The organism is Paraflavitalea sp. CAU 1676, from assembly GCF_029223285.1.
Taxonomy (GTDB): domain Bacteria; phylum Bacteroidota; class Bacteroidia; order Chitinophagales; family Chitinophagaceae; genus Paraflavitalea.
In genome coordinates this window covers 592,603-617,915 of the sequence record NZ_JARHUJ010000005.1, presented here as the reverse complement: position 1 = coordinate 617,915, position 25,313 = coordinate 592,603, and the positions used below count along the sequence as shown (strand labels likewise).

The 25,313-nt window shown below is 37.7% G+C and carries 29 protein-coding genes; 25 read left to right on the top strand and 4 right to left on the bottom strand.

The features are described from left to right. Positions 1 to 62: 62 nt before the first annotated feature. The 4 genes from P2H89_RS18915 to P2H89_RS18900 all read left to right on the top strand — a co-directional run bounded on the left by P2H89_RS18915 (position 63) and on the right by P2H89_RS18900 (position 3,787). The gene (locus P2H89_RS18915) at positions 63 to 1,484 is read left to right on the top strand and encodes a hypothetical protein (RefSeq protein WP_275829709.1); all 1,422 of its coding nucleotides are present in this window, start codon (positions 63 to 65) and stop codon (positions 1,482 to 1,484) included. 61 nt (positions 1,485 to 1,545) lie between these two features. Beyond that, positions 1,546 to 2,358 carry a hypothetical protein gene (locus P2H89_RS18910; RefSeq protein WP_275829708.1) on the top strand — a complete coding sequence of 271 codons (813 nt, stop codon included), beginning with the start codon at positions 1,546 to 1,548 and terminating at the stop codon, positions 2,356 to 2,358. Between the two features lie 36 nt (positions 2,359 to 2,394). Then, the gene (locus P2H89_RS18905) at positions 2,395 to 3,219 is read left to right on the top strand and encodes a hypothetical protein (RefSeq protein WP_275829706.1); all 825 of its coding nucleotides are present in this window, start codon (positions 2,395 to 2,397) and stop codon (positions 3,217 to 3,219) included. Positions 3,220 to 3,274: 55 nt separating this feature from the next. Continuing rightward, a complete protein-coding gene (locus P2H89_RS18900) occupies positions 3,275 to 3,787 on the top strand; it encodes a hypothetical protein (RefSeq protein ID WP_275829704.1) in 513 nt (170 codons plus the stop codon). Here P2H89_RS18900 and P2H89_RS18895 read toward each other — a convergent pair. Continuing rightward, the gene (locus tag P2H89_RS18895; RefSeq protein WP_275829703.1) at positions 3,764 to 4,111 is read right to left on the bottom strand and encodes an AraC family transcriptional regulator; all 348 of its coding nucleotides are present in this window, start codon (positions 4,109 to 4,111) and stop codon (positions 3,764 to 3,766) included. The two genes, P2H89_RS18900 and P2H89_RS18895, sit on opposite strands and share 24 nt — an antisense overlap. A gap of 466 nt (positions 4,112 to 4,577) precedes the next feature. Between P2H89_RS18895 and P2H89_RS18890 the strand changes: the two genes are divergently transcribed. From P2H89_RS18890 to P2H89_RS18880, 3 genes are all read left to right on the top strand, one after another. Further along, complete coding sequence (locus P2H89_RS18890; protein WP_275829701.1) at positions 4,578 to 4,823, top strand: hypothetical protein; 246 nt, start codon at positions 4,578 to 4,580, stop codon at positions 4,821 to 4,823. A 179-nt stretch (positions 4,824 to 5,002) separates the two neighbouring features. Next, positions 5,003 to 5,572, top strand: a complete 570-nt coding sequence (locus P2H89_RS18885; RefSeq protein ID WP_275829699.1) for a GNAT family N-acetyltransferase — start codon at positions 5,003 to 5,005, stop codon at positions 5,570 to 5,572. 10 nt (positions 5,573 to 5,582) lie between these two features. Beyond that, the gene (locus P2H89_RS18880) at positions 5,583 to 6,533 is read left to right on the top strand and encodes a LuxR C-terminal-related transcriptional regulator (RefSeq protein ID WP_275829697.1); all 951 of its coding nucleotides are present in this window, start codon (positions 5,583 to 5,585) and stop codon (positions 6,531 to 6,533) included. On the opposite strand, the gene P2H89_RS18875 is transcribed toward P2H89_RS18880, so the two are convergent. Together P2H89_RS18875 and P2H89_RS18870 are read right to left on the bottom strand one after the other, a co-directional pair. Continuing rightward, positions 6,496 to 8,370, bottom strand: a complete 1,875-nt coding sequence (locus tag P2H89_RS18875; RefSeq protein WP_275829695.1) for a histidine kinase — start codon at positions 8,368 to 8,370, stop codon at positions 6,496 to 6,498. The two genes, P2H89_RS18880 and P2H89_RS18875, sit on opposite strands and share 38 nt — an antisense overlap. Continuing rightward, a complete protein-coding gene (locus tag P2H89_RS18870) occupies positions 8,357 to 9,097 on the bottom strand; it encodes a LytTR family DNA-binding domain-containing protein (protein ID WP_275829693.1) in 741 nt (246 codons plus the stop codon). The genes P2H89_RS18875 and P2H89_RS18870 overlap by 14 nt, the downstream gene beginning before the upstream one ends. A 297-nt stretch (positions 9,098 to 9,394) precedes the next feature. On the opposite strand from P2H89_RS18870, the gene P2H89_RS18865 reads away from it, so the two are divergent. From P2H89_RS18865 to traK, 11 genes are all read left to right on the top strand, one after another. Further along, positions 9,395 to 10,264 (top strand): RteC domain-containing protein, encoded by an 870-nt coding sequence (locus P2H89_RS18865; protein WP_275829691.1) that lies wholly within the window; start codon positions 9,395 to 9,397, stop codon positions 10,262 to 10,264. Between the two features lie 121 nt (positions 10,265 to 10,385). Beyond that, entirely contained in the window at positions 10,386 to 10,907 is a 522-nt protein-coding gene (locus tag P2H89_RS18860; RefSeq protein WP_275829689.1) for a hypothetical protein, read from the top strand. 122 nt (positions 10,908 to 11,029) lie between these two features. Further along, positions 11,030 to 11,365, top strand: coding sequence for a DUF4134 domain-containing protein (locus P2H89_RS18855; protein ID WP_275829687.1), 336 nt, complete (start codon positions 11,030 to 11,032; stop codon positions 11,363 to 11,365). A gap of 11 nt (positions 11,366 to 11,376) precedes the next feature. Continuing rightward, positions 11,377 to 11,703, top strand: a complete 327-nt coding sequence (locus P2H89_RS18850; protein ID WP_275829685.1) for a DUF4133 domain-containing protein — start codon at positions 11,377 to 11,379, stop codon at positions 11,701 to 11,703. Next, positions 11,690 to 14,161, top strand: a complete 2,472-nt coding sequence (locus P2H89_RS18845; protein WP_275829683.1) for a TraG family conjugative transposon ATPase — start codon at positions 11,690 to 11,692, stop codon at positions 14,159 to 14,161. The genes P2H89_RS18850 and P2H89_RS18845 overlap by 14 nt, the downstream gene beginning before the upstream one ends. Positions 14,162 to 14,182: 21 nt before the next feature. Next, positions 14,183 to 14,860, top strand: coding sequence for a conjugal transfer protein TraI (locus tag P2H89_RS18840; protein WP_275829681.1), 678 nt, complete (start codon positions 14,183 to 14,185; stop codon positions 14,858 to 14,860). A gap of 10 nt (positions 14,861 to 14,870) precedes the next feature. After that, positions 14,871 to 15,722 (top strand): hypothetical protein, encoded by an 852-nt coding sequence (locus tag P2H89_RS18835; protein ID WP_275829680.1) that lies wholly within the window; start codon positions 14,871 to 14,873, stop codon positions 15,720 to 15,722. Between the two features lie 126 nt (positions 15,723 to 15,848). Next, positions 15,849 to 16,367 carry a hypothetical protein gene (locus tag P2H89_RS18830; protein WP_275829678.1) on the top strand — a complete coding sequence of 173 codons (519 nt, stop codon included), beginning with the start codon at positions 15,849 to 15,851 and terminating at the stop codon, positions 16,365 to 16,367. A gap of 11 nt (positions 16,368 to 16,378) precedes the next feature. Next, on the top strand, positions 16,379 to 17,020 hold the full coding sequence (locus P2H89_RS18825; RefSeq protein ID WP_275829676.1) for a TerB family tellurite resistance protein: 642 nt from the start codon (positions 16,379 to 16,381) through the stop codon (positions 17,018 to 17,020). After that, on the top strand, positions 17,004 to 18,056 hold the full coding sequence (gene traJ, locus P2H89_RS18820) for a conjugative transposon protein TraJ (protein WP_275829674.1): 1,053 nt from the start codon (positions 17,004 to 17,006) through the stop codon (positions 18,054 to 18,056). Before P2H89_RS18825 ends, traJ begins: the two co-directional genes overlap by 17 nt. Before the next feature lie 28 nt (positions 18,057 to 18,084). After that, positions 18,085 to 18,702: a conjugative transposon protein TraK gene (gene traK, locus P2H89_RS18815; protein ID WP_275829672.1), complete on the top strand. Its 618-nt coding sequence runs from the start codon at positions 18,085 to 18,087 to the stop codon at positions 18,700 to 18,702. A gap of 142 nt (positions 18,703 to 18,844) precedes the next feature. Here traK and P2H89_RS18810 read toward each other — a convergent pair whose 3' ends face one another. Continuing rightward, on the bottom strand, positions 18,845 to 19,078 hold the full coding sequence (locus P2H89_RS18810; RefSeq protein ID WP_275829670.1) for a hypothetical protein: 234 nt from the start codon (positions 19,076 to 19,078) through the stop codon (positions 18,845 to 18,847). A gap of 1 nt (position 19,079) precedes the next feature. Here P2H89_RS18810 and traM point away from each other — a divergent pair, with 1 nt between their 5' ends. The 7 genes from traM to P2H89_RS18775 all read left to right on the top strand — a co-directional run bounded on the left by traM (position 19,080) and on the right by P2H89_RS18775 (position 25,291). Continuing rightward, a complete protein-coding gene (gene traM / locus P2H89_RS18805; RefSeq protein ID WP_275829668.1) occupies positions 19,080 to 20,231 on the top strand; it encodes a conjugative transposon protein TraM in 1,152 nt (383 codons plus the stop codon). Positions 20,232 to 20,262: 31 nt separating this feature from the next. Next, positions 20,263 to 21,090 carry a conjugative transposon protein TraN gene (gene traN / locus P2H89_RS18800; protein ID WP_275829666.1) on the top strand — a complete coding sequence of 276 codons (828 nt, stop codon included), beginning with the start codon at positions 20,263 to 20,265 and terminating at the stop codon, positions 21,088 to 21,090. 3 nt (positions 21,091 to 21,093) lie between these two features. After that, positions 21,094 to 22,194, top strand: coding sequence for a hypothetical protein (locus tag P2H89_RS18795; RefSeq protein WP_275829664.1), 1,101 nt, complete (start codon positions 21,094 to 21,096; stop codon positions 22,192 to 22,194). 336 nt (positions 22,195 to 22,530) lie between these two features. After that, the gene (locus P2H89_RS18790) at positions 22,531 to 22,830 is read left to right on the top strand and encodes a hypothetical protein (protein ID WP_275829662.1); all 300 of its coding nucleotides are present in this window, start codon (positions 22,531 to 22,533) and stop codon (positions 22,828 to 22,830) included. Between the two features lie 13 nt (positions 22,831 to 22,843). Beyond that, positions 22,844 to 23,134 carry a hypothetical protein gene (locus tag P2H89_RS18785; protein ID WP_275829660.1) on the top strand — a complete coding sequence of 97 codons (291 nt, stop codon included), beginning with the start codon at positions 22,844 to 22,846 and terminating at the stop codon, positions 23,132 to 23,134. A gap of 45 nt (positions 23,135 to 23,179) precedes the next feature. Beyond that, positions 23,180 to 24,178 (top strand): ATP-binding protein, encoded by a 999-nt coding sequence (locus P2H89_RS18780; protein ID WP_275829658.1) that lies wholly within the window; start codon positions 23,180 to 23,182, stop codon positions 24,176 to 24,178. Between the two features lie 12 nt (positions 24,179 to 24,190). Next, a complete protein-coding gene (locus tag P2H89_RS18775; protein ID WP_275829656.1) occupies positions 24,191 to 25,291 on the top strand; it encodes a VWA-like domain-containing protein in 1,101 nt (366 codons plus the stop codon). Positions 25,292 to 25,313 lie beyond the last annotated feature (22 nt).

The following is a 25,313-nucleotide window of genomic DNA, read 5'->3' as shown; positions in this document are numbered from 1 at the left end:
CCGTGAAATGAATACGTGCAGAAGGAAATTCTATTGCTCAGCCCTCAAACAATGATCCTTATATGAAACAAGCGATTTTACTTGTGCTAGTTCTAATGATGTCTTTCAATCAAATTATCGCCCAATCCTCCACTATTTTGCCTTCAGTATCTACCCCAAGCGTAAAGGATAGACTGATACTGTTTGCCAATGCCTTTTGCGATTCATTTTATATAACACTAAATAAATTCAATACCAAAAAATACAAGGAAAATGCAAAAATTAAGTTCATCGTTAAATTAAAAGCAGATTCAGCGGAAAAATGCATATATAAATCAACCTGGGAAGGATGGCGAAAAATAATCGGCAGTTTCGTAACAGCTGACAGCACCTTCTACTACTCAGGGCTTGAAGTTATATTCTACGATAAAACACAAAGACCGTTTCGGTTTAACCATACGTATTCCCAAAAAGAAATATCGGAGTTAACTCGTCAAAAACGTCCAACGATTGACGAGCTATCAAAACAGTTAAAACTTCTAATTGAACATTCATTACTAATTAACGATAGTGGATTAGTTGTGTTAACAAAACAATCAATCGATCTTACACTTTTTAAAGATTCGGCAGTATGTGCAAATCAACAAATGGTAGATAATCTAGGCTTACGAATTACAAAGTTTCTAATGGCTTTTCTTCAACAAAACCAATTTCACCACTACCAGGCTAACCTTTATATTATTCGCCCCCCAGGAATAAAGATCGCCAAGTTCACAAGCCCCCAAACAAACATTTCAATAAAACAAACCACCACGACTACAGGACTTAAAACGAGAAATTTGCCAATTATTAACAGAGCACAAATCTTTTCAACAGCCATGATGGCCACGATGTCGGTACGTACATTCAGAAGCGATGGAGACTCTGCAAATTATATCAATTTGGAGTTACATGATGACATGAACTTGGAGGACATCGACACACTTGGACTATGGACCTACGGTTGGGGAATTCTTTTGGCTGACTTTATTGGAGATAGCCTGGAGGTTTATAAAGAAGTACGATTTACTAAATATGGACGCTATAATACATTGAAAGAGTACTCTCAGTCTTTGGTGCATCCCAATCCTTACCTCATTAGCAAAGAAGTTTTTGACGTTCCCATGAAGATTAAATTGTTTAATGCACGCTGCTGGCAATTACGTGACGGATTGGGAAAGCTAGAAATCCGAGGCAAGAAATTAGTCTTAAATCTAAAATGCAGTGTCCATTGGTTCAAAAAAGGGATAGCACAAATACAAATGCAGCTAGTAAATGATGGATTTGCCAAATTCGTCCTGGCCTACATACTACGCAATCAACTTTCAAATTATACAGGCTTCGAAGTTGTTTGGGAAAACGAAGAGTCGCACAATAGGCTTTCCTTTGATTATAACTGGAAGAATCCCATTTTCAGCGATATGCTGGAATTGCAAATAAATAATACAGAAACAACGACACTTTAGTAATTAACAAAACGGGCGTCCCTAGACAAACAACACCTTTTAAGTGAGTAAACCATTAAATATGACCAAATATGCCATACTAGCAATTATTATATTGGCTGCTATTATCGAAACTTTTATCGTCGCAAAAAGTTGCACAAGCAACATTAATTTCACTAACCATACCGAAACTCGCGATTTCTTTACTCCAGAGGACTTCACCCTTCAGGAGCGCGCATCATTATTCAGACATACATTGGGAGTAATAAATAGTTGCAGAGTGGTGAAGAATCATCCAGATAATCTGCAGACACTTAAATTTACTTTAATGTCCGAACTTCCACTGGAAGATATGATAAGGCCATTAATTGATGCTGCTACCTGGGCAAATGCTGTATTAGCGAAGGATTTTGTGTTAGCTGACAGCACTGTGAAGTACCAATCAATAAACTTTTGCCTCTGCGACACTCTTTATTCAAAACGGGAATGCACTTCACTTTACAGCTATAGTATTGAAGAAATGCCTACAGCAACGCGAGGCTCCTACGAAAAAAGTCTACTCTTGTTAGATGTAATTTCTAAAACTATTGCAGCCTTTCCGCCAGCACTCGATACGACGAACGGTAATTATATCTTTACAATTCCAAGGAAGGAAGCGGAAGATATTCCTTGGCAGAATTTAATCGCCGAAAGTGAAGATTTTGCCCGGCTATTCTACGTGTACATAATAATCTGGGATAAAAACATCCGCAAAGTCACCTTCTCTTATCCAGGAACCTTTGATAAAGATCCCACGAATTACTTTAAAGTTACTTATGACCGAAATGACCATTTATTCAAAGGCATAAAATCAGTCATAGACTCTACTAAATACCCAGCAGATATTTACTACTAAAAACTTAACTCGAACAATCTTCAAATATCACTGAACATGAAATATGCTTTAGAGATTTTACTTTACGTATCTCTCATTTCCTGCAATAACCTGAATACTAAATTCGAAACAACAACAAAATTGCAATCAATTAACAACAAAATAAAACAGGATGAAAATTATAGTGCCATGGACAGGGCTATAATAATGTCTATGGCTTTACGGGGTCAATGCACAAATAAAATTAAAATCTATGCTGGTTATGATACATTAACTCGCGACAGTTCAGTAGTATTAATTTTAAAAGCATTATATCCACACAATATCTTTGAAAACAATTATGATTCCGTTCGCAACCGCTTCGCAACCCTTTCCCGGTATATTAATTATTTTGTCCTGAACGACACCTCCATTAAACATCGACAAGTCTATTATATTTTGAAAGACTTTAATGAGAAATCATTTAACAAGCAATTCACGGTCACCCTACCACCGCCGGGAAAGTATGGATATGTAGATTCTACGGAAGAGAAAATGCAAGCCTTTCTCGCACTTCTTGGAAAAGGAACTGCAGAGGTTCTTTCTAATAATATTGAGTTTACCCAAAACACAAGCTATTCAAGCAATATAAATTTACCACTGTTCTTTTCAGATGTCACAAGGGGACTGGCCCGTGCTGGGTATATAAACTTCATGCATAAAGACAAGATCTGCGATACACTTTCCTTTACTTACAAGAACTCGGATGAAAACGGCCATTTGGTTGTAACCAAATTAATATATCCAAGAAACCACCAAGATTTTACTTCATTACGGGATGTAATAGATCAGGAAGTACTTTATTCAACATCAGTGCCGCCAGCAATGATGAAAAACGAATAACACAATCCTTTTTTAAATTTCTTGATAAATTGTAAATTAGATAAACCTTATTCCGATGATATCCCTCGATATACGAATCACAAGACTCTTAGAATCTCATTTCGGCATCTATTATACGCTGAAAAACACCTGCATTTCGCTTGCTGACACGACCATCGTAACGTCGGCGCGATTGGAAAATAGTGTCTGCGCCTGTACTGAATCCATTACACCGATAGAGTTTATCAGGAACCATCATATTCGTCACATGGGAGATATTCATCAAATAGATGGAAAATTATTGTGGCAATTGTTTCAAAAAGGTAAAGCAGAAATCTATATCAATCTTGATGATCATTTATTCTGGTATAATAGATTAACCAACAAAAAAAATAAAGCTCCCGGCGAAACTATTCTGAAAACCGAATTTGAAACACACAGAGTAGTATTGACGCCTTTAAATTCACCGGGAGACTTTCTTCAATTTTCGATACAATATAAGCGCGAATACGAACTGACAAAAGGCTATATTAAACCTGGTCTTTTAAGGCAGGTTCAAATAGCGTTAGGCGATCGCCTTTTTTCTTAGATCACTTGGTAAAACATTAAATTGCCTCCTGAATGCAGCAGTCATGTTCGTTGCGTGATTATAGCCACATTTTCTCGCTATTTGAGCTATTGGCAAATCAGTCTCTTTGAGCAAATTGGCCGCCTGTTCCAAACGTGCAATAGTTAGAAATTTAAACGGACCCTGACCATATAGCTGTTTGAAGCCATATTTTAAAGTAGGCTCGTCTAAATCTACAATCTTACTCAGTTGGGGAATACGATAATGTACCTGAAAGTCTTTCAGAATCAAATCATGCGCATTTTGAAGTTTGGCTTTCGCTTCTTCGCCGATGTTACGTTGCATAGAATAAGGTTTTTTGTTTGAAATAAGGTTTATTTAAGCACCAATTTAAAGGATAATAATATTCCGATCAGGAGCGTGATCAAAAAGATTTCTTTATGAAACTTCCTAACAACTATCAAACTTATAAATCACCTAAAACTATTTGAACAAAAGAATTTAATATTATGAAGCTATATTCAAAACAGATAATTGTATTCCTGGCATTAATACCTATTTCATCAACTTCTTCTCTATCCCAAGAAACCACAGATCCTGTAGATTCAACTAGTAACCACTGTATAGATTCATCAGTAAAGTCAAAAAATCTCGACGTTCAAAATCCTCTACTCTCATTACCCCCTCATCGAGGTTGCCTCTTTGCGCCTCCATCAAAAAAACAACTATGTTGGGAGAGGAAAATTGCCAGGAAATTCAGGAAAACAAATAAATAATTGTAAGCAGAAATGCTAACTCTAAAATCAGTAGCATGGAAATTCCTGACCTGATAAAAGTATATATTAAGCAGCAGCTAGGCGAACAACTAACAAAGGAAGAGCAGCTATTGTGGGAATCGTATAGGGCCTTGTATCCTTTAGATGCCAACACACTGTTTGAAAATGACTATTTAACAGAAATGGCCCGGGAAAAACGCAAAATGCCTTCATTGGAGAATTTCCTTGATCACTTTAAGCCTCAGATTACACTTTCCAATCCCCCAAAAGGTGATAGCTAATCCCCCTATAATGTTAGCTCCCTACGCCCATAGTTGTTGCAATTCCCTACCTGGCAGCATTGCCATACCCGTTTTTTAACGGGGTGGATTCACCAGAAAATGACGGTTTCGGGATTAAAATATTTTAATTACATTTTTATTTAGAAATGATTTTGGTATTTTATATAACGGTTGCGTATATGATAGAAGCGACAATACATGACAAGGATCGCATTGTACAAATTCTCGCAAGATCATTCGAGAATAATAAAAGTGTGAACTATGTTCTACCTGGAGGATCCGATAATGTTTTCCGGATAAAACATTTGATGGATTATTCTTTTAATATGTGCTTTAACAATGGAAATATTTTTCTATCTGAAGATAAAGACGCATGTGTCCTCACTCTGTACCCTCACAAATCTAAATATCACATAAAACGGTTTCTGTGGGATTTAAAGCTAATTTTTTTCGCCTTTGGAATATCCCAGCTACCGAAGGTGTTAAAAAGGGAAAAAACGATAGCCAAGGCAAAGGATAAAGTACCCCAGCTTTATATATGGTTTATTGGAGTAGATCCGTCCCAACAACGAAAGGGAATAGGATCAAAATTGTTGAAAGAAGTACTACTCAAGGCGAGAGCCGAAAAACTCCCAATTTACCTTGAAACATCCACCCTCGAAAACATACCGTGGTACCTAAAACACGGATTTGACGTTTACCATACCCATGATTTCACGTATCGGCTTTTCTTTCTGAAAACCAAATAATCTCGCCAATATGCTGGTATTTGGCACGCAAATGCACATTGTCACCTTTGTGCTTATATGTGTTGAGGTAGCTGTGCTCCTCTCTCTGATTACACACGGGTTGATCAGGCCTGATGATCGAAATACATTACTCAATTCCATATTAGTACTTATATTAATCTGCTATAATATTACCGGCGGGCTTTTACCAGATCCTAAACTTGATGGTTCAGTCTTTTTGCAAAATTGTATCGCCTATGGTACTGGGTTTTTAGGACCGACATACTTTCCATTTTATGTTTACTCCGCTTTTGGCCTGGAAAAGATGAAATTCCATATCATAACGGGCGTAAGCCTGTTTTTATTGATACCTTATATTTTATTCATAATCCTCTACGCTTATTACGGGCAAATCAGAACCGCCCAGTACGTCCTAGTTGTTCCGGTTTTTTATGCAATTTGGGTCATTACATCAGTGGTAAAATCGATAAAACACAAGTACGGAGGTCAATCAAATAGCAGCTCAATCGTTGAAACAACAATATTGATCCTCAGCTTGTCGCCTTGGGTTTTTCTCCCGGTCATAGACTTCGTTGGCGCCGGACAGGCAATAGAAGTAATTTCTATGAATTCTGGATTTTTACTGCTATTTATATTTCAACTTAAGCAGAATATTGAAACCCTTAGGAAAGAGCATAAGAAAGCTATATCAATTCCTGAACAACAAACAACTGATACAACAAATATTCATCCGCGTTCACTCAATGGAAGTCTTAAGAATTATAATTTAACCAAAAGAGAATTGGAAATAGTGACATTAATCGCTAACGGGTACACATACAAAAGAATTGCTACAGAATTGTATATTTCCGATAAAACAGTTAAGAAACATTCTGAACATATCTTCGCTAAAATGAACGTCAACAACAAATTTGAACTCCTAATCAAGATAAATAGCTCACAACAGGAACAATCGGAATAACAATTTCGACCCTAACGCCCGTTTTGTCGTCCAAAGTTAACTTATCCGATATCCGTAGATCCGATTGTGTTTTATAACGCCTCGTAAGAAGTTCCAATTGCTTTCTTATGATTTCAATAGAATAACTTCCGTTTTTATTACCATTTCGTTGTGAGGAATGTAATCCATGCCCGTTATCCTCGATAATACAATGCAAGGCATCCTGTACTTTCTCAATTTTTACCTGGAGGAAGCCACGATAAGGCAAACTCGTAAAGCCATGCTTAATTGAGTTTTCAATAAATGGTTGAAGAATCATTGGTGGAATATAAACCATGTCATTTCTATTGTAAACATTTAACTCGTAATCAAACCCATTCTCAAACCGACTTACCTCCACCTGCAGATAGGCATCAAGCACCTCCAACTCATCCTTTAGTAGTACATATGTTTTTCTGGTATTTTTAAGAACTACTCTAAAAAGTGCCGCCAGCTTTCCGGTATATTCTACTGCCAAACCGGGGTTGCTTTTCGATAGACTTTGAGCGATTGTAAGAGAGTTGAATAAAAAATGAGGTTCCATTTGAATTCTTGACAATTGTTGCTGAAAAGAAATTTCGTTCAACTCAGCTCGTAACCTTCCCCGACGATAAATTAAATACATTACGAGGAGAAACAATGCAATAGAAACAGACAATGCAAAAAGAATTACCTTTTGCTGATAATTAATTTTCTCTTGCGTGGAATTCTGAAATTTCAACTTTGCAATCGCATCATCTTTCTCTTTCGTTTTATACTGTCCCTCAATTGTCCTGGCTTTTTCAATTAAAGATGAATCATATGCTATTTGCCGATAATACAAATTGGAATCCATTGCTTTTAGTCCTTCGAACAATTTACCCTGGTTCCTTAACAGTTCAGACCTCAATTGCCAAACGTCTGAAGTCAAAAAGCTAGCTCCCGGGGTTTCCCGAATCAAATCAACACTATCCAGGCATCTTGATGCTTCTGTATACTTTTTGCTTTTTGCTAAGGCATATGCCAAAGCATAATAGGATTCAGGATTGTATAAATTCATTTGTTGCAAAATGGGCTTAGCCGCATACATGTAACTAAGCCCCTCGGGGATCTTATTTCTTTGAATTAGTGAAATCCCCAAACTATGGGTTTGTACAGCCTTAAACACCGGATTTATTACTGGATCAGCTTGAACGAATTTCAAAAAATGTTCCGCAGAGTCTATTTGATTTGTAGCTTGATAATTTATGGCGATTGCATTTGCAAACGCCGCTCTTAGTTGAGGATCACTTTCACTACTGTCGAAACCTTTTCTAGCAAACTTCATTGCGTTTGCATAATCTCCAATTTGTAAGTAACACTCGCATAAGCGAGAATACAATTCAAGCGGAGTACGCATGTTAACTTCTTTGCATAAATATAGAGCCTCGTGACTCACAGAGATAACGGAATCCCAGTTTTTCTGAACGCTATAGAGGGTTGCCAGCCTGATTTTTGATTTAATCACATTTTGTGAAATACTATCAGTCTTATTTGCCTCATCCATTGCATTTACTATAAACCATTTTGCGCTATCGTAGTCCTTCCGAACAATTTTTTCGCTGGACTTAGCCAAGGACCAATTAAACTTAGCGTTCGGCGATGAATTATTTACTAGAGGTTGCAAGCTATCAAGAACCCTGGCCATACTATCAGCTTCAAACCTTCGAAGCATAGGAAGAACCTCCTTTTGAATAATCTCTATTAAGGTTTCATTCGCAATTGTATTTTCATGCGTCCTTTTTTTATCAGTGCACGCAAGAAGCAAACAAATAATAAGCAGTGAGTTAACTGTTTTCATTATTCCCACCTTTATAAAAGTTTAATATTTCATCCTTACGATAACCACTTACTGGAATTTGGCTGCGATCCTTCAAAATAAAAAAGCCACTCTTATCATAATAATCTATTGCTCTTCTGTTTACGATACACGACTTATGCGGTCTTGCAAAATCTGTACGATGCAACAAAAGGTCTTCATACTTTTTTATGTTTCCCGAAACCATAATCTTTTCCCCGGTAAAAAGAATAAACGTTGTGTAGCTCCCTTTGCCAATACAATGACTTATTTCTGATACTTGAATAGTCTTGGTAAAATTCTGGCTATTAAGAGTTACAGAATCTTCTTCTGTAGACTTTTGGTTAGTCGCCAATATTCTTTGATCAGCCAATAACGCTTTTTGAAATGCAGACTTCAATTCAGGGATGCTAATTGGTTTCAATAGGTAGTCAAGCGCACCGTATTTAATTGCACGAATACCATATTCTTCGAATGCGGTTAGAAATATTATTCTGAGGGTGCTGGCTCTTGGCACCAGGTCTAATAGGTCAAAAGCCGTTCTATTGGAGGTAAGATTAATATCCAACAACAGGATATCCGGGTTGTTAGAGTTAATAAGAGAAATCGCCTCGTCAACATCCCCACAGCTACCTACAACTGTCAACTGTGGAAAGTTACTCGTAATCGCTAATTCCAGCTCTTTCCTTATAATCCACTCATTTTCAATAATTAGGACTTTGTTTTGCATGGATAGGTGCTTTCAATCGACATTTGCTGACCTAAATATATTGATTTTTGTCAAATCAATCGTATACCCACCTCCGTTAGCCCCACTTGTGAAAAAAAGACCACTATACGTTGTAAAACTGCCTGCACTCGTGAATTCTCTCAATTTCTAGTCTTTCGTTCCCGTACATTCGATACCACCCTGGTTTTCCTTAAAATACGCCAAAAGGCGTACAGAAAACCGACCTCTGCCGTATTGTTTTTGGCTCTTTATAATAGGAAATTTGGAAAATAATCTTCATCCTAAAATGTACGTGCTATGAACACCGGGGAAAGCTCTGGTAATGTACCAGAAAATTTATTAGGAGGCTTTTTTGCAGAAGTAAAGAACCTTAAAACCACTCAAAGCGACCAATTTCATCAAACGCTTACTGCTTTAGGCATATGTCGACGCTACCTGGAAGACCACTGCGGCGAGATTCTACGAAACGGGTTTAGGTCGCAAGAAGATGAGATCGTCTTTTTCAAAAAGGTCCGACCAACTATCCTGGGTAACTGGCTGTATTTTAGCCAAAAGTATCAACTGCTTATCCGACGCCCTATTGGGTCCCAAAGCATGTGGGAACAATTTATTCATGATGAAACCGCCGTCGCTGCGCATTATTTTAGTGCGAATGCTGCACTTTATCACTACTTCCGATCCCAAAGCACTCATTTTGATACTCATTACTTTGTTAGGCAAAACGCTCACAAGCTGAACGAAACACAAACGGACATTATTATAGACAAATCAAATACAACAGGATATGATCTGGTATTTGCAAAATTTATATCCAATGAAATGATAATTCAACTACTGCAGGAATGGCGTACCAATCCCGCAACGGCTGGACAAAATGAGACAGTTCCCCAGGTGCGAAAATTAGAATGGACCGACAGCAAAGCTCTACTAACTGAATTTGCATATGCCTGTAAGTTTACCGGTGTTTTCAACAATGGTAAAGCCAGCATGCAAAATATAATAGAGTACTTTGAATACATATTTAGTGTAAATCTTGGAAATCACTCTCGTACTTTTCAAGAAATTTTAGCCAGGAAAATGGGATATGCAACGGGCTTAAATAGGCTTACCAAAAGTTACCTGGACAACATTGAAATCATACAGGAACGCCACCGTCCGAAAAAGTAACATTCTTGCTCAAAAACAAACTTTCTTTCCGTGTACTCGGTCATAACTCTGAAATGCCGGCCTTTCTACGACGCATATTTGCATAAGAACAAAACGATAATGTTAATGCAAAATGTCTAGTATGTTAGTACAACTTGAAGGAATGGGAAGCTATTTAATAATAGCGATTGTGTTTTTGGGACTTTATATATGGTTTTTATCCAGGTTAGGAGTATTTAAACAAAAAACGAGTATTGCAACAACGGGTGGAAGCCTTTCAGCGACGCCACCAGATATTATTCCCAGATCAAATCTAGCTTCGGGTCGTGTAGAAATGTCCTTGCCTCCTGATACGCCCGGTATAGGAGTATCCGAAGCCGAGGATGTAGATGATCTCGAATTTGTAAATGAAGATCTGGATAATCTTTTATTAAGAGAGGCTGAATTTGTTGTAGAGAAAATACAGGATCAGCTAAAGCACGTGGCATCCAATCCTCCTAACCCGGAAGAAGTTACCTCCAAAATAAGATCTATTATAAATCCATATCAATTATTTAATGACACCGAATATTACGGAGCAATTAACACTTTTATAGCTCTATCGGTTGAGAGAGAATGCGGAATTCAACTTTCGTCGGATGAAATAAAGGCACTTTGGAATTGATGCTGCGGATTGTGGTTTTTGGTGAAGATGAGCCCGTCTGCGTGAGAATGATTTTGAGTTGAGAAATGCAGGCGGGCTTTTATTTTCGGAATTATAACAAAAAAAGAATAAAAGTATTGTTTATGTGGTGTTTGAAATTGAGGAAATACTCTAAATTATCGAAAGCTTCTATTGTTTCTTTTGGTCTCCTTTTATTTAGCGTTAGTTCAAAAGCTCAGGCAGGAGACGGAGTAGGTGGCATCCAAAAGGCTACCGAACTTGTCCAATCCTATTTCGACGTTGGTACAACTTTGCTTTACGTTATTGGTGCAGTAAGCGGCCTGGTAGGTGCCGTAAAGGTTTACCAAAAATGGAGCAGCGGTGAACAAGACGCGCAAAAAAGCGCAAGCGCCTGGTTTGGTGCGTGCATTTTCCTTGTTGTGGTTGCTACCGTACTTGAGTCGTTCTTCGGGGTGTAATTGAATCAATAATGTATAAGATAAACAAAGGCATAAACCGAAGCATCGAATTCAAAGGCATACAGGCACAGTATATTATTTATTTAGCATTAGGTCTGGTTGGGTTGTTACTATCTTTCGCGTTATTATACATGTTTGGTGTAAACCTCTATGTGTGCCTCTTGATTATCATCCCTTCTGGTGCGGTACTATACTTTACTGTGCAAAGGTATAGTCGCAGGTATGGAGAGCATGGACTTGTCAAAAAAGTCGCATCTAAACAGCTCCCACGCAGCATTTGCACAAGAACAAGACATTGTTTTCTAAAATTAATCGTCATTGGCAATGAAAAGGGTTAAACGTTTTGAGGAGTGTCTACCTATACTTAAGGTTGAAAATGATTGCCTATTATCGAAAAAAGGTGACATTACAATATCCTTTGAGCTTGTACTTCCCGAAATATTTACACTTTCTTCAGTGGAATATGAATCACTCCACCAAACGTGGGTCAAGGCTATTCGGGTACTACCGACTCATTCGATTTTGCAAAAACAAGATTGGTATTTAAAAGGTAATTACCAGGCCGATTTTTCTGAGGAGAAAACATTCTTATCGCATAGCAGTGAAAAGTATTTTAATGAAAGACCATATTTAAACCATAAATGTTACATCTATCTGACAAAGAAGCCCCTACTCTCACGACCACCGACTGCCTTAAATAGTATTCTTCTAAGAAATTCGATGGTTCCTTCACAATCACTTGATGCACGTGAAATAAGTGCCTTTTTAGATAAAACCGGCCAATTTGCAAAAATTCTTGAAGACAGTGGGTTTATTAAAGTTAGACAATTATCGGGCGACGAACTGGTCGGCAGTAACCAAGTACCTGGACTACTGGAGAAGTATTGTTTTCTCCTCAATGAAAATGATCCTCCCGCGATCAAGGACATTCAAATTAACGAAGATCTGCGTATAGGAGATTTCTATTTACAATGCTTCAGTATGGCTGATGTCGAAAACCTGCCACCCCAATGCGATAGCAAGACGTACTACGAAAAATATTCGACAGATCAAACTCGCTTTCCAATTTCATTCGCTGCGCCGTTAGGCCAATTATTGTCCTGCAATCATATATATAATCAATACATTATAATTGAGGATCCCCAGGTCACACTTAAAAAGCTGGAGAACAAAAGGCTTCGATTACAGTCGCTCTCGCTCTACTCGCGGCAAAACTCAATTGGCACGGAAGCTATCAGTGATTTTTTGAATGAGTCCATCAGCCAGCAAAGAATACCAATTAAGGCTCATTTTAATGTATTCGCCTGGACTGACAATAAAGACGATATCAAGGAAATCAGAAATAGCATTTCCGCTGCCCTTGCAAAATTGGATGCACGAGCAAAACAAGAGACAGTAATAGCACCGCAATTGTTTTTTGCCGGCATTCCTGGTGCGGCTAGTGAATTACCCCTTCACGACACGTTTGACACATTTGCCGAACAAGCTGTATGTTTTTTCATTCAGGAAACAAACTACCGAACCTCCTTATCACCGGTTGGGATGAGATTAGGTGATCGTTTAACCGGATATCCATTAATGGTGGACATATCGGACGAATATATCCTTAAAGGAATTTCAAATAATAGGAACAAATTTATTCTTGCACCAAGTGGCGGAGGTAAAAGTTTCTTTTGTTGCCATTACCTTAGGAGTTACCTCGAAACAGGAGCCCACTGCGTGGTTGTCGATGTCGGTCATAGCTACAAGGGACTATGTGATATAGTCAATGGGTATTACTTCACATATTCAGAAGATAATCCAATCAGATTTAATCCCTTTTTCATTGACGAAGAAGGGCTTGACACAGAAAAAAAAGAAAGTATTAAAGCTTTACTCGTCGCACTTTGGAAAAAAGAAGATGAATCATACACCCGTTCTGAATATGTCTCCCTCAGCAACGCGATACAGAACTACTACTTTCTGCTGCAAACAAGAGTTGACATTTTCCCTTGCTTTGACAGCTTTTACGAATTCCTTCGCGACGACTTTTCCAAAGTGCTCTCAAATGAAGGAGTTAAAGATCGTCAATTTGACATCGATAATTTCCTATATGTACTCAAACCTTTCTACAAGGGAGGGGAATATGACTATTTACTAAATGCAAAAGAAAACTTAGACCTTCTAAATACCAGGTTCATAGTGTTCGAATTGGACGCAATTAAGGATCATCCTATCCTACTGCCAATCGTTATGATTATTACAATGTCCGTATTCATTAATAAAATGAGAAAGCTAAAGGGTATACGGAAAATTATTCTTGTAGAAGAAGCGTGGAAAGCAATAGCAAGAGATGCGAGTGCTGAGTATATCAGATACCTGTCGAAAACTGTAAGAAAACATTTTGGCGAATTGGTAATGGTTAGTCAGGAGGTGGAAGATATAATCAGCTCCACAATCATTAAGGACGCAATCATTAATAACAGTGATATAAAAATCCTGTTGGACCAATCCAAATATCTAAACAAATTCGACCGGATACAGGAGCTACTTGGACTTACCGATAAAGACAAAACTCTAATACTATCCATGAATAAGGCAAACGATTCATCGAAAAAGTATAAAGATGTTTTCATTTCAATTGGTGGAATTATCAGCAAAGTCTACAGAACTGAAGTAAGTCTCCAGGAATACCTCGCCTACACTACTGAAGAAAAGGAAAAACTTCAAGTACAACTGTATGCCCGGAAATATGGAAGTATCCAAAAAGGCATAGCGGCACTGGCTAATGAAATTCAGTTAAAATTAGCAGCTTAATGTTTGAATAAAATATAGTTTATGGGCCTTCGATTTCACAAATTGTTCTTTTTGCTATTATTTATCGGATCTATTGTTCCTAGCAGATCGTTTTCACAAGACATCATAATTGAAGCTATAAAAGAAGCCGCAAAAAAAGTCATCCGGGCCATCGACTTAAAAGTACAGCGTGAACAAAATCGGACAATAGACCTTCAAAATATTCAAAAGAAGCTGGAGAATTTACTTACAAAGCTAAAACTAGAAGAAATCGCCGAATGGACAAATAGGCAAAAGGAAATCTACCAGGAATACTTCGATGAATTATGGAGGATGAAGTCCGTATTGGCTTACTACAGTCAGCTTAAGGATATCACCAGCACGCAGAAGCAATTGCTTTCCGAATACAAAAGAGCTTATGGGATTGTTATCAAAGATCCACATTTTTCATCCAATGAAAGAGAGTATATCATAGGAGTATATAGCAATATTCTTGAAGCGAGCCTCAACGATGTCAATGATATCATTTCAATAATGAATTCGTTCACGGTTCAAATGTCAGATGCCGACCGACTGAAAATGATTAATGAAACTGCAAATTCAATGGAGAAGCATTTATCAGCCTTACGCTCTTTTAACGAACGCAATTTGGTACTGAGCCTCCAAAGAGGTAATGCCAAACAACAACTGGAAAGCCTGAAAAAGATTCGAGACTTCTAAAATCAAAGTAATGCAAGACATTGAGGGAATCATTAGAGAACATGCCAGAATTCTAAGGGACAAAGGATATAATGAAAAGGCGTTAAATAATGGTGAAGAAGATGGTATGTACAAAACCCATTTACGGATTGCCGTACAGGATATATTAGATAAAGACATTGTTTTGTTTGATAACGAGCACTTATCAGTAAAGATGTTCGGCAGCTTTAATCATGGCCAGGACAAGGTACTATTCGATTTTACTTATGAGTTCAACTCATTTAATAATTCCCTCACACTTAAACAACTTGAGGCAACATTAAATAAGGTTCCGCTGGCAATACATATTGATGGATTTGAAGACCTATGGCATTCAAGAGACATATATGAAAGGCTGAAAGAATTTTCTATAAATATAAACCAGGCGCTTGATTATCAAGAGAGACAGGTAAAAAGCGAAGTAATAAAATCTTTTGCTTCCTGTATAACTGAGCTTGGATATGAAAACGCCTCGATCAAACCACCCGGCTGGATTCACAGGAAACTTAATAAAATCGACCAATCTGTGAGTATGAAGGATAAAACCAGGCATTTTTTCAACCTACAGACTGATCTAAAGGGTGATTTGCCCTATGGTCCAATTAGGACCAAAATTCACTGCCTATACATTCCGGAAATCCCCAGGATCAATACCACAGGTCTGTTCCTCCAAATACAGGATTGCAAACATTCCATAACTCTCAAACCAGGTGAACAAATTCCATCTGTGAAAGAAGTTACAAACCTGATGCAAAATAAGCTAGATCTGGCACGTGCAAGAAGTATAACAGATGCCTGCAAATTGAAAGAAACTACTTCTCAGGAGTGCAAACCTAAACGCTAACCAATGTTTCTGAAGTTCATATTCTCTGCCATCCTGGTCACAATCTCAGTTACGAGTCACAGTCAAACCTGGGACGAATGGTTCAGGCAAAAAAAGACCCAACGAAAGTACAATATTGAGCAGATTGTGAAGCAACAAGCATACATATCTTTCTTAAAAGAAGGATACAAAATCGTTAAATCAGGACTGGATCTCTACGGACAACTTAAACAGGGCGATTTCAATTTGCATGATTTATTCTTTATGAGTTTAAATACCACAAAGCCGTCAGTGTCCAATTATTCCCCTGTGCAAGAAACCCTTAAGACGGCCAAAGATATCAATATACTAAACTCAAGACTAAATAAACTTCTTAATAGGGCTCAAAGCAACTTTAATATTGAGGAAGCCTCGAATATATCTTTTCAGCAAAATAAAATGCTTGACATGCTATCGGACGATTTGATAGACTTGAATAATGTTTTAAAAAACGAAGAAACCACCATGAGTGACAACGAACGCCTGCATCGAATAACAGTCATCTATGAAAGAGTAAAAGATAAGCATGTCTGGGTGACCACTGTTTATAATCAATGTTCCCTTCTTGACAATCAGAGATTTTTTGCAAAAAGAGAAGTAGAGAATCTTAAAATGTTGCATAAATAAAGTCTGAACTAATGAAACAATTATTTGCCCGATTATGCATTTGTATGTTGCTTTTATCCAGCCTTCCCAACATCGTTAAAGCACAGAATTTCGAATTGGAACAACTAATCCTAAATATTCAAAAGCTTAATCAATTGAAGGAAATTCTGAGTCAAATGAAGGATGGTTATGAAATCCTTACAAAAGGATACAACACAGTTAAAAATCTATCAGAGTCTAATTTCAATTTACACAATCTCTTTTTAAGTGCACTTTGGGAAGCGAGTCCGACAGTTAAAAAGTACCATAAAGTTGTTGAAATAGTAAATATGCAACGAAAAATAGTTAAAAGCTGCAGAAGCCTTCTATTTGATAGTGATCTACGCTTAATATTTCAGCAAAAAGAACTTTCATATATGAAAGAGGTCTTAAAGTCTATTCTTGACCGCTCTGTTAAAAATATGGAAGAACTGCTTCTGGTAATAACAGCAGGAAAAGTCAGGATGAATGATGCTGAACGGCTAACAGCAATTGATGGAGTTTTTGAAAGAAATGCCCGTTTGCTAGAATCCGTATCAACATTCATTGATAGGGTAAAACTAATGGGCATGCAACGGAAGAATCAACTAAAAGAAAACAATACTATTAACAAGCTATATGAATACTCCAAATAATTATATGCGACATGTTGGATCAGTCTCACTTTTGCTCATCCTCCTCTTCCTAATTCCGAACTTTGCATTATCTCAAACTATCAACGAAGAAGTTACTTCATTTCACAAGGTACTGGGCAATTTGTATAAGAACATAATACCATTAGCTGGCGATTTACTTCAGGCTTCAATTGCAATCGGTGGATTCGGTGCGATATGGTATATCGGAGTAAGAGTATGGAAACATCTGGCGGCAGCAGAGCCCATAGATTTCTTTCCTCTATTTAGGCCATTCGTAATTACACTGGTCCTCAGTTTTTACCCAATTTTTCTTGGTCTACTAAACGGGATTCTTTATCCAACAGTCGCCGCAACAAATGACATGGTAAAAAGAGAAAACGATGCTGTATACGTACTCCTTGAAAAACGTGGGGATGCAATACTTAAGAGTGAGGAATGGAAAACGCTCGCAGGCGGAATAGGGAATGATGATGAAGAATGGAGAAAGTATGGAAAGGAAGAAGACATTGGCGAAAACTCTCTTAGTCAAGGAGCATCGTTTTCAATTGCCTTGCTGACTAATGGAATAACGTATGTTATAAAACTACTTATTGCTATCATCCTTGAAACTGTATATTATGCTGCTTCATTGTGTATTGACGCTATGCGAACCTTCCAACTTCTTATTTTATCAATTTTGGGCCCCTTTGTTTTATCGTTATCAATTTACGATGGTTTTCATCAGGCCCTTGTATCCTGGATTGGGCGATACATTAATATCTACCTATGGCTGCCCGTAGCGAACATTTTTGGAGCCTTAATATCCAAAATACAACAAGGCATGCTTGAAATTAGCATTGATGATATGGCTAATGGGAACCTCATAGGTTTTGGCCAAACGGATATTGGATATTTTATATTTCTCATTATCGCAATTCTTGGTTATTTCAGCATCCCCAATGTGGCCAACTATATCGTCCAGGCTTCGGGAGCTGCCCCGCTGGCATCGAAGATAACATCTACAATTTTAATGGCTAAGGGAGCGATGGGGAAATAAGAATATTTCTAATTTAAAAAGGTGACCTGTGTTTCAACAACTCAAAAATATCGACACGGCATTCAAATATGTGAGACTTATCAGTGTGCTTATCATTTTAGCAAGCACTGGGATATCTATTTATTCCATCATGTATACAATGAAATTGTTAAGAGAGAAGGAAAAGCGAATATTCGTAATTGCAAACGGAAAAGTGTTCGAGGCTTTTGCTGAACAACGCGGTAATATGTGGCCAATTGAAATCAGGGATCATGTCAAAATGTTTCATTTCTACTTTTATACTTTACAACCCGATGAAAAGGTCATAAAAAGGAACATTGATAAATCGCTACACCTGGCCGACAATACAGCAAGCAAAGAATATGACAATTTAAGAGAAAACGGTTATTACACTTCTGTAATCGCGGCAAGCATTAGCCAGGAAATTGAAATGGACAGTGTTGAAGTAGATATTAACAAAACGCCATGGAGATTCACTTACAGGGGCAAATTAAAAATTATCCGCTCAAGCTCAATTGTAACCAGGTCCTTAATAACAGAAGGAACAGTGCGTGTCACCCAGGCTTCGGACAATAACCCCCACGGCTTGCAGATTGAACGCTGGCATGTCTTAGAAAATAAGGATTTAATTGAAACCAAAAGATAAATATGATTTTCAACTTCAAACGTAAACAGTCGAAAGTTGTTGGAAACAACCAATCTATACCTAAAGAGGATTGGAACCTAATCATCAATTCGGTCCGCGTCAAATTTTGTGCAAAAATGACTTCGTGGGAAAACCGGTTAACTTATAAACAAAGAAAACTTGCATTTGGAACCATAGCTGCATTGTTTATCCTATATTTCTCATACACCTTCTGCAGTAGCATTTTTTCCATTCCGAGAATTAAAAGCATTTTCCCCCAAGACCAACGGATTCCAATCGCTCCTGATATTTCCTTGCCTGAAAAGGCCAATAGAAAAGACACAACCTCTAAGAGTTCTCCCCTTAAAGATTCAAACTTATTTAAATAACTAAACATTATGTCACAACTTAAAAGTAAACGAAGGAAAATTGTTGTTCTCGCTGGCTGCTGTATCATTCCGATTCTAGTTATCTGTTTTGTCATTTATCGTTTATCCCCCAGGAGTAGTAATAAAGATGAAACCAGCGAAAAAGTTAAGACCGGCTTTAACAAGAATCTGCCCAATCCTAAAATTAAGGACAAGAGCAAAAACAAACTCGAAATCTATATGCAAGCGCAGGAAGATTCTTTGCTTAAAGCAAAAAATAATACCAAAGAAGAAAATTACTGGGATCTAAGCCCCGCTGATGACACTTTGGAAATTCCTGATAATAACACTGAAGATAGAAAACTGAAAGCTCTATCTGAGCAAGAGCATAAAATCAAAGAGCAGCTAGAACAAATAGACAAGGAGTTAGCAGCTAGCGCAAGGAATCGCCCACGAGATTTTGAAACACAGAACGAAACAAGGTCTACCAGTAAATCAGATGCAGAGATAAAAAGATTAGAAAAACTACTGGAAGCCACTTATGCCACTCAAACTTCCAGCGATCCGGAGCTGGAAAAGTTTGACCAGATGCTAAATAAGATAGTTGCCCTCCAGAATCCAGCACCAGCACTAAGTGAAGTGTCGGATAGCACCGAAATTAACCAGGTGCTTATTGCACCAACAAACAGTGAGAAAACGAATGAATTGTTTTTTGGTTTGGAAACTGAGACATTATCTCCAACTACTCTAAAACCATCTATTGCAGCAATTGTTAATACGGATCAAATAATTCAAGAAGGATCCGCAGTAGAACTAAGGCTAAAACAAGATATCTATATAGATAACACCAAAATACCATCGAACCAAACTGTTTTTGGGGTTTGCAGTCTTTCAGGCCAAAGAGCAATAATTAATGTCGAAAGGATAGTCTTTAACAACGTAATCTTCCCGGTAAAACTTAAGGCTTATGATTTAGATGGATTGCTTGGTATAAATATTCAAAGTTCAACCGCCGGAACAGCAGTAAAGGAAAGCATGGGACGTTCTCTACAGAACTTTAATCCGTCAATATCAGGACAAATCGCTGCAACGGGTATCCAAACTATACAACAATTTGTTAACAAAAAAGTAAGAACTCCCAAAGCCATGCTTAAAGCGGGCCATCAAATATTATTACAGTAATAAATATTCCAAATAAAATAAATTCTTCATAATGAAAGATATTATTTCCACTCTAGTGTTTTTGATTATTTCGGCTTTAGGTTTCGCTCAAGTTGGGACCGTGGGGACATTGCAGCCAATAAACACTCATCATATTGAAATCGGAGATCGAGCTACGACAGTAATCATTTTCCCATGGGCAATAAAAGACGTCGATCGGGGAATTAAAGAGATTGCCGCTTTCAAAAGTCCGAATGTAGAGAATATTTTAAGAGTAAAAGCAAAACAACCGTTTACTACGAGTAGCAACTTGCATGTAATCACTTCTGACGGAATTGTTTACCCATTTACAATCTCCTATAAAGAAACTCCAGCTAATACTACATACAATGTGAATTTAACAGACTCTTCGTATTCTTTACTTAGATTCCAAAATGCCAGTAGTTTTAACAATAGAGAGATTCGATCAATTGTTCAGCAAATCAAGAACAGAGGCACTCGGATGCATAGACGAATAATAAATGGATGTATAAAATTATCAATTAGCGGTATATTTCTCAAAGACAATTCAATTTACTTGAAAACCGAGTTTCAAAACCGTACTCTTGTCCCTTTCGAAGTAGACTGGGCAAAACTCTACATTACTGATAAAAAACAGGCTAAAAATACTTCCAAGCAGAGTTCCACGATTGACTTAGTATATAAAGATGATTTACCAGTTGTTACAGGGAAAGGAATTGATACCTGGATAGTTGCTTTCAAACAGCGATCAATACCGCGTGGACGAAAACTGATATTGGAAGTTCAAGAAAAGAACGGTGGCAGAAACCTCATTATTGAAATTCGGAATAAGGATCTTTATAAGGCTATTAAACTCTAGTTAATGTCTCAATTGTTTCAGAATTTTACGCAGGAAACAAACAGGCTCCTTGATGCGGTCCTATTTTACGCAGAACAAGACGCAAAGTTCGCAATTAATAGTCCGTTTTCAAATAAGAGTGATGCTGCAAGACTGAAACTGGAGTTTTTAAAAGACTTACTGAAAACGTTCAATAAAGATCTATCTAAACCAGAAAGAAATACCCGTGCCTTTATAAGAAATGAAATTCGAAAAGTTAGAGTCAAAGCGCACCCAACGTTTTTGAACTATTTAGTTAATGGCCAACTAACAAGGTGGCTAATTAACTCCATTTTACTGAGACAAAATATTATTGATGACTTTTCGAAACGTCTTGACGCTCACACAAAATCTGCCAGTGTAAAGGAAAATGTCCAACACCTCAGTATTCATCTTAAACAAGCAGGTTTTACTCTGGATATTGATAATTATTTGGAGAAAATGTTAATGCAGGGATTGCCCAAATTTCATTTAAGATATGCCGATCTGCAAAACCCGTCTACTGATTTTGTTTTACACTTCAAACGGATAGAAGGGTCCGCTACCTATGTCTTTGAAACATTCGACGCTGCTTTACGAGCGAATTGGGAGCAATCAATAAGCAAACCGAGTAACTCAAACTGGAAAGTGTTTTCTCATCAAAACGAAGTTCTGTTTTCGGCAAAAAAAGCAGCAAACCTTGTTTCAGGCCGATCCGTTATGGTTGACCAGGCAACGAATCACTGGGCAATAATTGATAATACACATAAGCTAACAAAGCATATTTATATACAATTCGACCTTGCTGCAGAACTTAACAAACTCCCAATCAAATTCAAAAATGTAGAAAAGAACCAAATTATAAACGCTTTGAATAACGGAGAATCTAAAGAGATTCAGGTTAGAATAAATGGCGAAACTAAAAAAGTTCAATTACTAGCATTTCCACAAGAACAAAAACTAAGAATTATTGATTACAGGGGTGAATTAATGGATTATAAGGACCTAGGCAATTCACAAGATTTAAACCTAAAAAAAGCCGTCGAAGTACTTAATAAGAGTATTGATAATGTTATCAAAGTTGATTTTAAGAAAGGAATCAGATAAATGAAAACGACTAATGGGATATACTAACCCATAGTAAGAGGCAAAAGAAAACCGCGAAAATAGCGGCTGCCCAGACATTTCCAAACCCAACACAACAAAAAAGCGCACAAAACGAGTGCGCTTTTTTGTTTTCCCACCCTTCGGGGGCGGCTCGTTGATGTTTTATTTTTTTACCTCCACCCGCCCCCGCCAATCATTAGGGTTTGGAAAATGCTCCGGGCGGCGCCGCTGTTTTTTTCTCATCTTTTGCCTCTTACTATGGGCAAGTATATCTAACAATTATGGGCAAAAACAGCACAATAAAGGAAAACCATTTAGTCACTCTAAAACTTCAATATGAATCCATCCGAAAAGAATATTCAAGTATTTACACGCTGTCCAGTGACAGGCATTATTCTGGAAACTCCGTTGGAAATTTCTAAATTATGCTTCTGGTATCAAGAGCAGGTCGCGCATACTGTAAGCACATTCACAGTACAATTATTTCTGAAACATCTTTTATTGTATGGAGGTTATGTGCATAGAAATTACCCTGAAAAAGGGTGTTTTTGCCTTAACGCTGATCATCAGCTCACATCTGACCAGGTAGCCATTTCTCAGATTTATTATCAAGGGCAACTTATTTACAATCAATAAAACCAACACAAATATGAAAGACAATAAACCTTCTATTGAATATTGGAATGTTGTGGTACATAAGCCGCCCTTAAATGGGTTTAACAACATCTCAAGAGTTCCATGCATAATTGTTCAAGACGATGAAGAGTTCATAACTCAAACTACCACTCCACAAGAAGCTACCTTTTGGTCAGTCAGAATAACTGACAAGTCCGGCGAAACATTTACCATCGCTGATTGCAAAGAAGAAGCAACTGCCATTGATTTTCAGAATTGGATCCTTTATATCCTAAAATTACTAACCGGTCAACGCTTTCTCTAGGTTCACCTATCCCAATCTTTTACTTAACTATTTAATTATTGCATAATGACACCATCTTCATTAGCGGAATACCTACATTTCGCCTTCGATCACCGCTTTCCAGTATTAATTAAAGGAAAACCTGGTATTGGCAAATCGGATATTGTATCACAAGCTGCAAATGCTACTGGAGCTGAATTAATAATTTCTCACCCTGTAGTTAGCGATCCAACTGACTACAAAGGCCTACCATTTCCAAATAAGAAAGGCACAGCGGATTTTCTGCCTTTCGGTGACCTTCACAAAATCATAGCCGCTAAAGAACCGACAATATTTTTTCTGGACGATCTTGGACAAGCATCTACTAGTGTGCAGGCTGCATGTATGCAGTTACTTTTAGCCCGACGAATAAACGACCACAAGGTTAGTGATGCTGTTACATTTGTTTCTGCCACAAACCGAAGAGAAGACAAAGCAGGTGTCGGTGGTCTTCTCGAACCTATTAAATCTCGATTTGCATCAATAATTGAGTTGGAAGTAGATGCTGAGGACTGGATCAATTGGGCTCTTGTTAACGATATGCCTATTGAATTAATTGCTTTTATTAAATTCAGACCGAATATCCTTACCGAATTTACAGCCACCAAAGAAATTGTAAACTCGCCTTCTCCAAGAACCATTACTTCCGTTGGCCGGCAGCAAAAAGCAGGATTGTCGTATTCACTAGAGTTTGAGGTTTTTAAAGGCGCTGCTGGAGAAACTTTTGCAATAGAATACTCAAATTTCTTAACACTATACAGGCATTTACCTTCCCTTGATGAAATTATCATGAATCCACATAAAGCGCCTGTTCCTGATGATCCTGGAATTTTATATGCGATTGGGAATGGACTTGCTAATAAGATGAGTGAACAAAACATTGGGTCGATTTCAATTTATCTTAAACGATTTCCTGAAGAAAATGCCTTTGCCTGCATGACTGCCGCTACTATCAGGGACAGAAGCCTTAGAAATACAAAAGCGTTTATCCAATGGGCCGCAGACTATCCCAGCTTCCTGAACTAAAACTTCCTTGTCATGAACGCAGAACTCAAAATCAAGAAAGCCAAAGTTCAACTGATTATGGAACAGCCATTTTTTGCAAGCCTGGCACTTCGCTTCAAATATGTTGCCGATTTGTCCATCAAAACAGCAGTTACCGATGGAATAAATATCTGGTATAATCCCGAATACATTGATTCAATATCGACAGAAGAAGTGAAAGGAGTAATTGCACATGAAATTATGCATGTAACAATGCTTCATCATACTCGACGGAATCAGAGAAATATAAAAAGATGGAATGACGCTACAGACTACGCCATTAATCCTTTGTTACTTGCTTCAAAGTTCAATCTCCCTTCTAATGTCCTAGTAAATCCTGATTTTGAAGGAAGAAGTGCGGAATACATTTATGAACGATTACCCCAGGACGATTACGGCGACGAAAATGAACGTTCAAATGGAGAAGGTACAGGTGATGTATTAGATCTGCCCAATAATGAAAATCGTCAACAAACTGAAGCCCAAATAAAACAAGCAATCGCACAGGCCACCTTAATAGCAGAGAAGCAAGGTTGTATGCCTTGCCACCTAAAAAGAATGGTTGAAGACGTTCTTGAGCCTAAGATTTCCTGGCAAGAGGTACTGACCCGATTCTTATCAGAAGTTGCAAGGAATGATTATTCTTGGATAAAACCATCACCACGTTATCTTAGTCAAAATCTATACCTACCTATACTAGAATCCATAGAAGTTGGTAGAGTCACGTTAATAGTGGATACCTCATCAAGCATCTCCAACAAAACTATAAGCCAGTTTTCGGCAGAAGTATTTGATATTGTCAACACGTTTAATATTGGTTTGGATATACTGTATGTTGATGCAGAAGTACAATCTATTCAAAGGATAGAACAAGATGAACCAATTCACCTGGAACCAAAGGGTGGTGGCGGAACAGACTTTAAGCCAGGTTTTGTATATATCGAAGAACATGATCTTCAACCTAAAGCCGTAGTTTATCTAACTGACGGCTGTTGTAATAGCTTCCCACAAGAGCCAGACATGCCCGTCCTATGGGCCAAAGTTTACGACTACGAATTTAATCCACCGTTTGGCGAGGTGATCTGCATCGTGTAGCCTAATCTTAATTATTTAATCG

Bases quoted from the DNA above. Each gene is read 5' to 3' on its own strand.
- P2H89_RS18915 (WP_275829709.1), top strand. From the start codon at position 63: ATGAAACAAGCGATTTTACTTGTGCTAGTTCTAATGATGTCTTTCAAT.
- P2H89_RS18910 (WP_275829708.1), top strand. From the start codon at position 1,546: ATGACCAAATATGCCATACTAGCAATTATTATATTGGCTGCTATTATC.
- P2H89_RS18905 (WP_275829706.1), top strand. From the start codon at position 2,395: ATGAAATATGCTTTAGAGATTTTACTTTACGTATCTCTCATTTCCTGC.
- P2H89_RS18900 (WP_275829704.1), top strand. From the start codon at position 3,275: ATGATATCCCTCGATATACGAATCACAAGACTCTTAGAATCTCATTTC.
- P2H89_RS18895 (WP_275829703.1), bottom strand. From the start codon at position 4,111: ATGCAACGTAACATCGGCGAAGAAGCGAAAGCCAAACTTCAAAATGCG.
- P2H89_RS18890 (WP_275829701.1), top strand. From the start codon at position 4,578: ATGGAAATTCCTGACCTGATAAAAGTATATATTAAGCAGCAGCTAGGC.
- P2H89_RS18885 (WP_275829699.1), top strand. From the start codon at position 5,003: ATGATAGAAGCGACAATACATGACAAGGATCGCATTGTACAAATTCTC.
- P2H89_RS18880 (WP_275829697.1), top strand. From the start codon at position 5,583: ATGCTGGTATTTGGCACGCAAATGCACATTGTCACCTTTGTGCTTATA.
- P2H89_RS18875 (WP_275829695.1), bottom strand. From the start codon at position 8,370: ATGAAAACAGTTAACTCACTGCTTATTATTTGTTTGCTTCTTGCGTGC.
- P2H89_RS18870 (WP_275829693.1), bottom strand. From the start codon at position 9,097: ATGCAAAACAAAGTCCTAATTATTGAAAATGAGTGGATTATAAGGAAA.
- P2H89_RS18865 (WP_275829691.1), top strand. From the start codon at position 9,395: ATGAACACCGGGGAAAGCTCTGGTAATGTACCAGAAAATTTATTAGGA.
- P2H89_RS18860 (WP_275829689.1), top strand. From the start codon at position 10,386: ATGTTAGTACAACTTGAAGGAATGGGAAGCTATTTAATAATAGCGATT.
- P2H89_RS18855 (WP_275829687.1), top strand. From the start codon at position 11,030: ATGTGGTGTTTGAAATTGAGGAAATACTCTAAATTATCGAAAGCTTCT.
- P2H89_RS18850 (WP_275829685.1), top strand. From the start codon at position 11,377: ATGTATAAGATAAACAAAGGCATAAACCGAAGCATCGAATTCAAAGGC.
- P2H89_RS18845 (WP_275829683.1), top strand. From the start codon at position 11,690: ATGAAAAGGGTTAAACGTTTTGAGGAGTGTCTACCTATACTTAAGGTT.
- P2H89_RS18840 (WP_275829681.1), top strand. From the start codon at position 14,183: ATGGGCCTTCGATTTCACAAATTGTTCTTTTTGCTATTATTTATCGGA.
- P2H89_RS18835 (WP_275829680.1), top strand. From the start codon at position 14,871: ATGCAAGACATTGAGGGAATCATTAGAGAACATGCCAGAATTCTAAGG.
- P2H89_RS18825 (WP_275829676.1), top strand. From the start codon at position 16,379: ATGAAACAATTATTTGCCCGATTATGCATTTGTATGTTGCTTTTATCC.
- traJ (WP_275829674.1), top strand. From the start codon at position 17,004: ATGAATACTCCAAATAATTATATGCGACATGTTGGATCAGTCTCACTT.
- P2H89_RS18810 (WP_275829670.1), bottom strand. From the start codon at position 19,078: ATGTTTAGTTATTTAAATAAGTTTGAATCTTTAAGGGGAGAACTCTTA.
- traM (WP_275829668.1), top strand. From the start codon at position 19,080: ATGTCACAACTTAAAAGTAAACGAAGGAAAATTGTTGTTCTCGCTGGC.
- traN (WP_275829666.1), top strand. From the start codon at position 20,263: ATGAAAGATATTATTTCCACTCTAGTGTTTTTGATTATTTCGGCTTTA.
- P2H89_RS18795 (WP_275829664.1), top strand. From the start codon at position 21,094: ATGTCTCAATTGTTTCAGAATTTTACGCAGGAAACAAACAGGCTCCTT.
- P2H89_RS18790 (WP_275829662.1), top strand. From the start codon at position 22,531: ATGAATCCATCCGAAAAGAATATTCAAGTATTTACACGCTGTCCAGTG.
- P2H89_RS18785 (WP_275829660.1), top strand. From the start codon at position 22,844: ATGAAAGACAATAAACCTTCTATTGAATATTGGAATGTTGTGGTACAT.
- P2H89_RS18780 (WP_275829658.1), top strand. From the start codon at position 23,180: ATGACACCATCTTCATTAGCGGAATACCTACATTTCGCCTTCGATCAC.
- P2H89_RS18775 (WP_275829656.1), top strand. From the start codon at position 24,191: ATGAACGCAGAACTCAAAATCAAGAAAGCCAAAGTTCAACTGATTATG.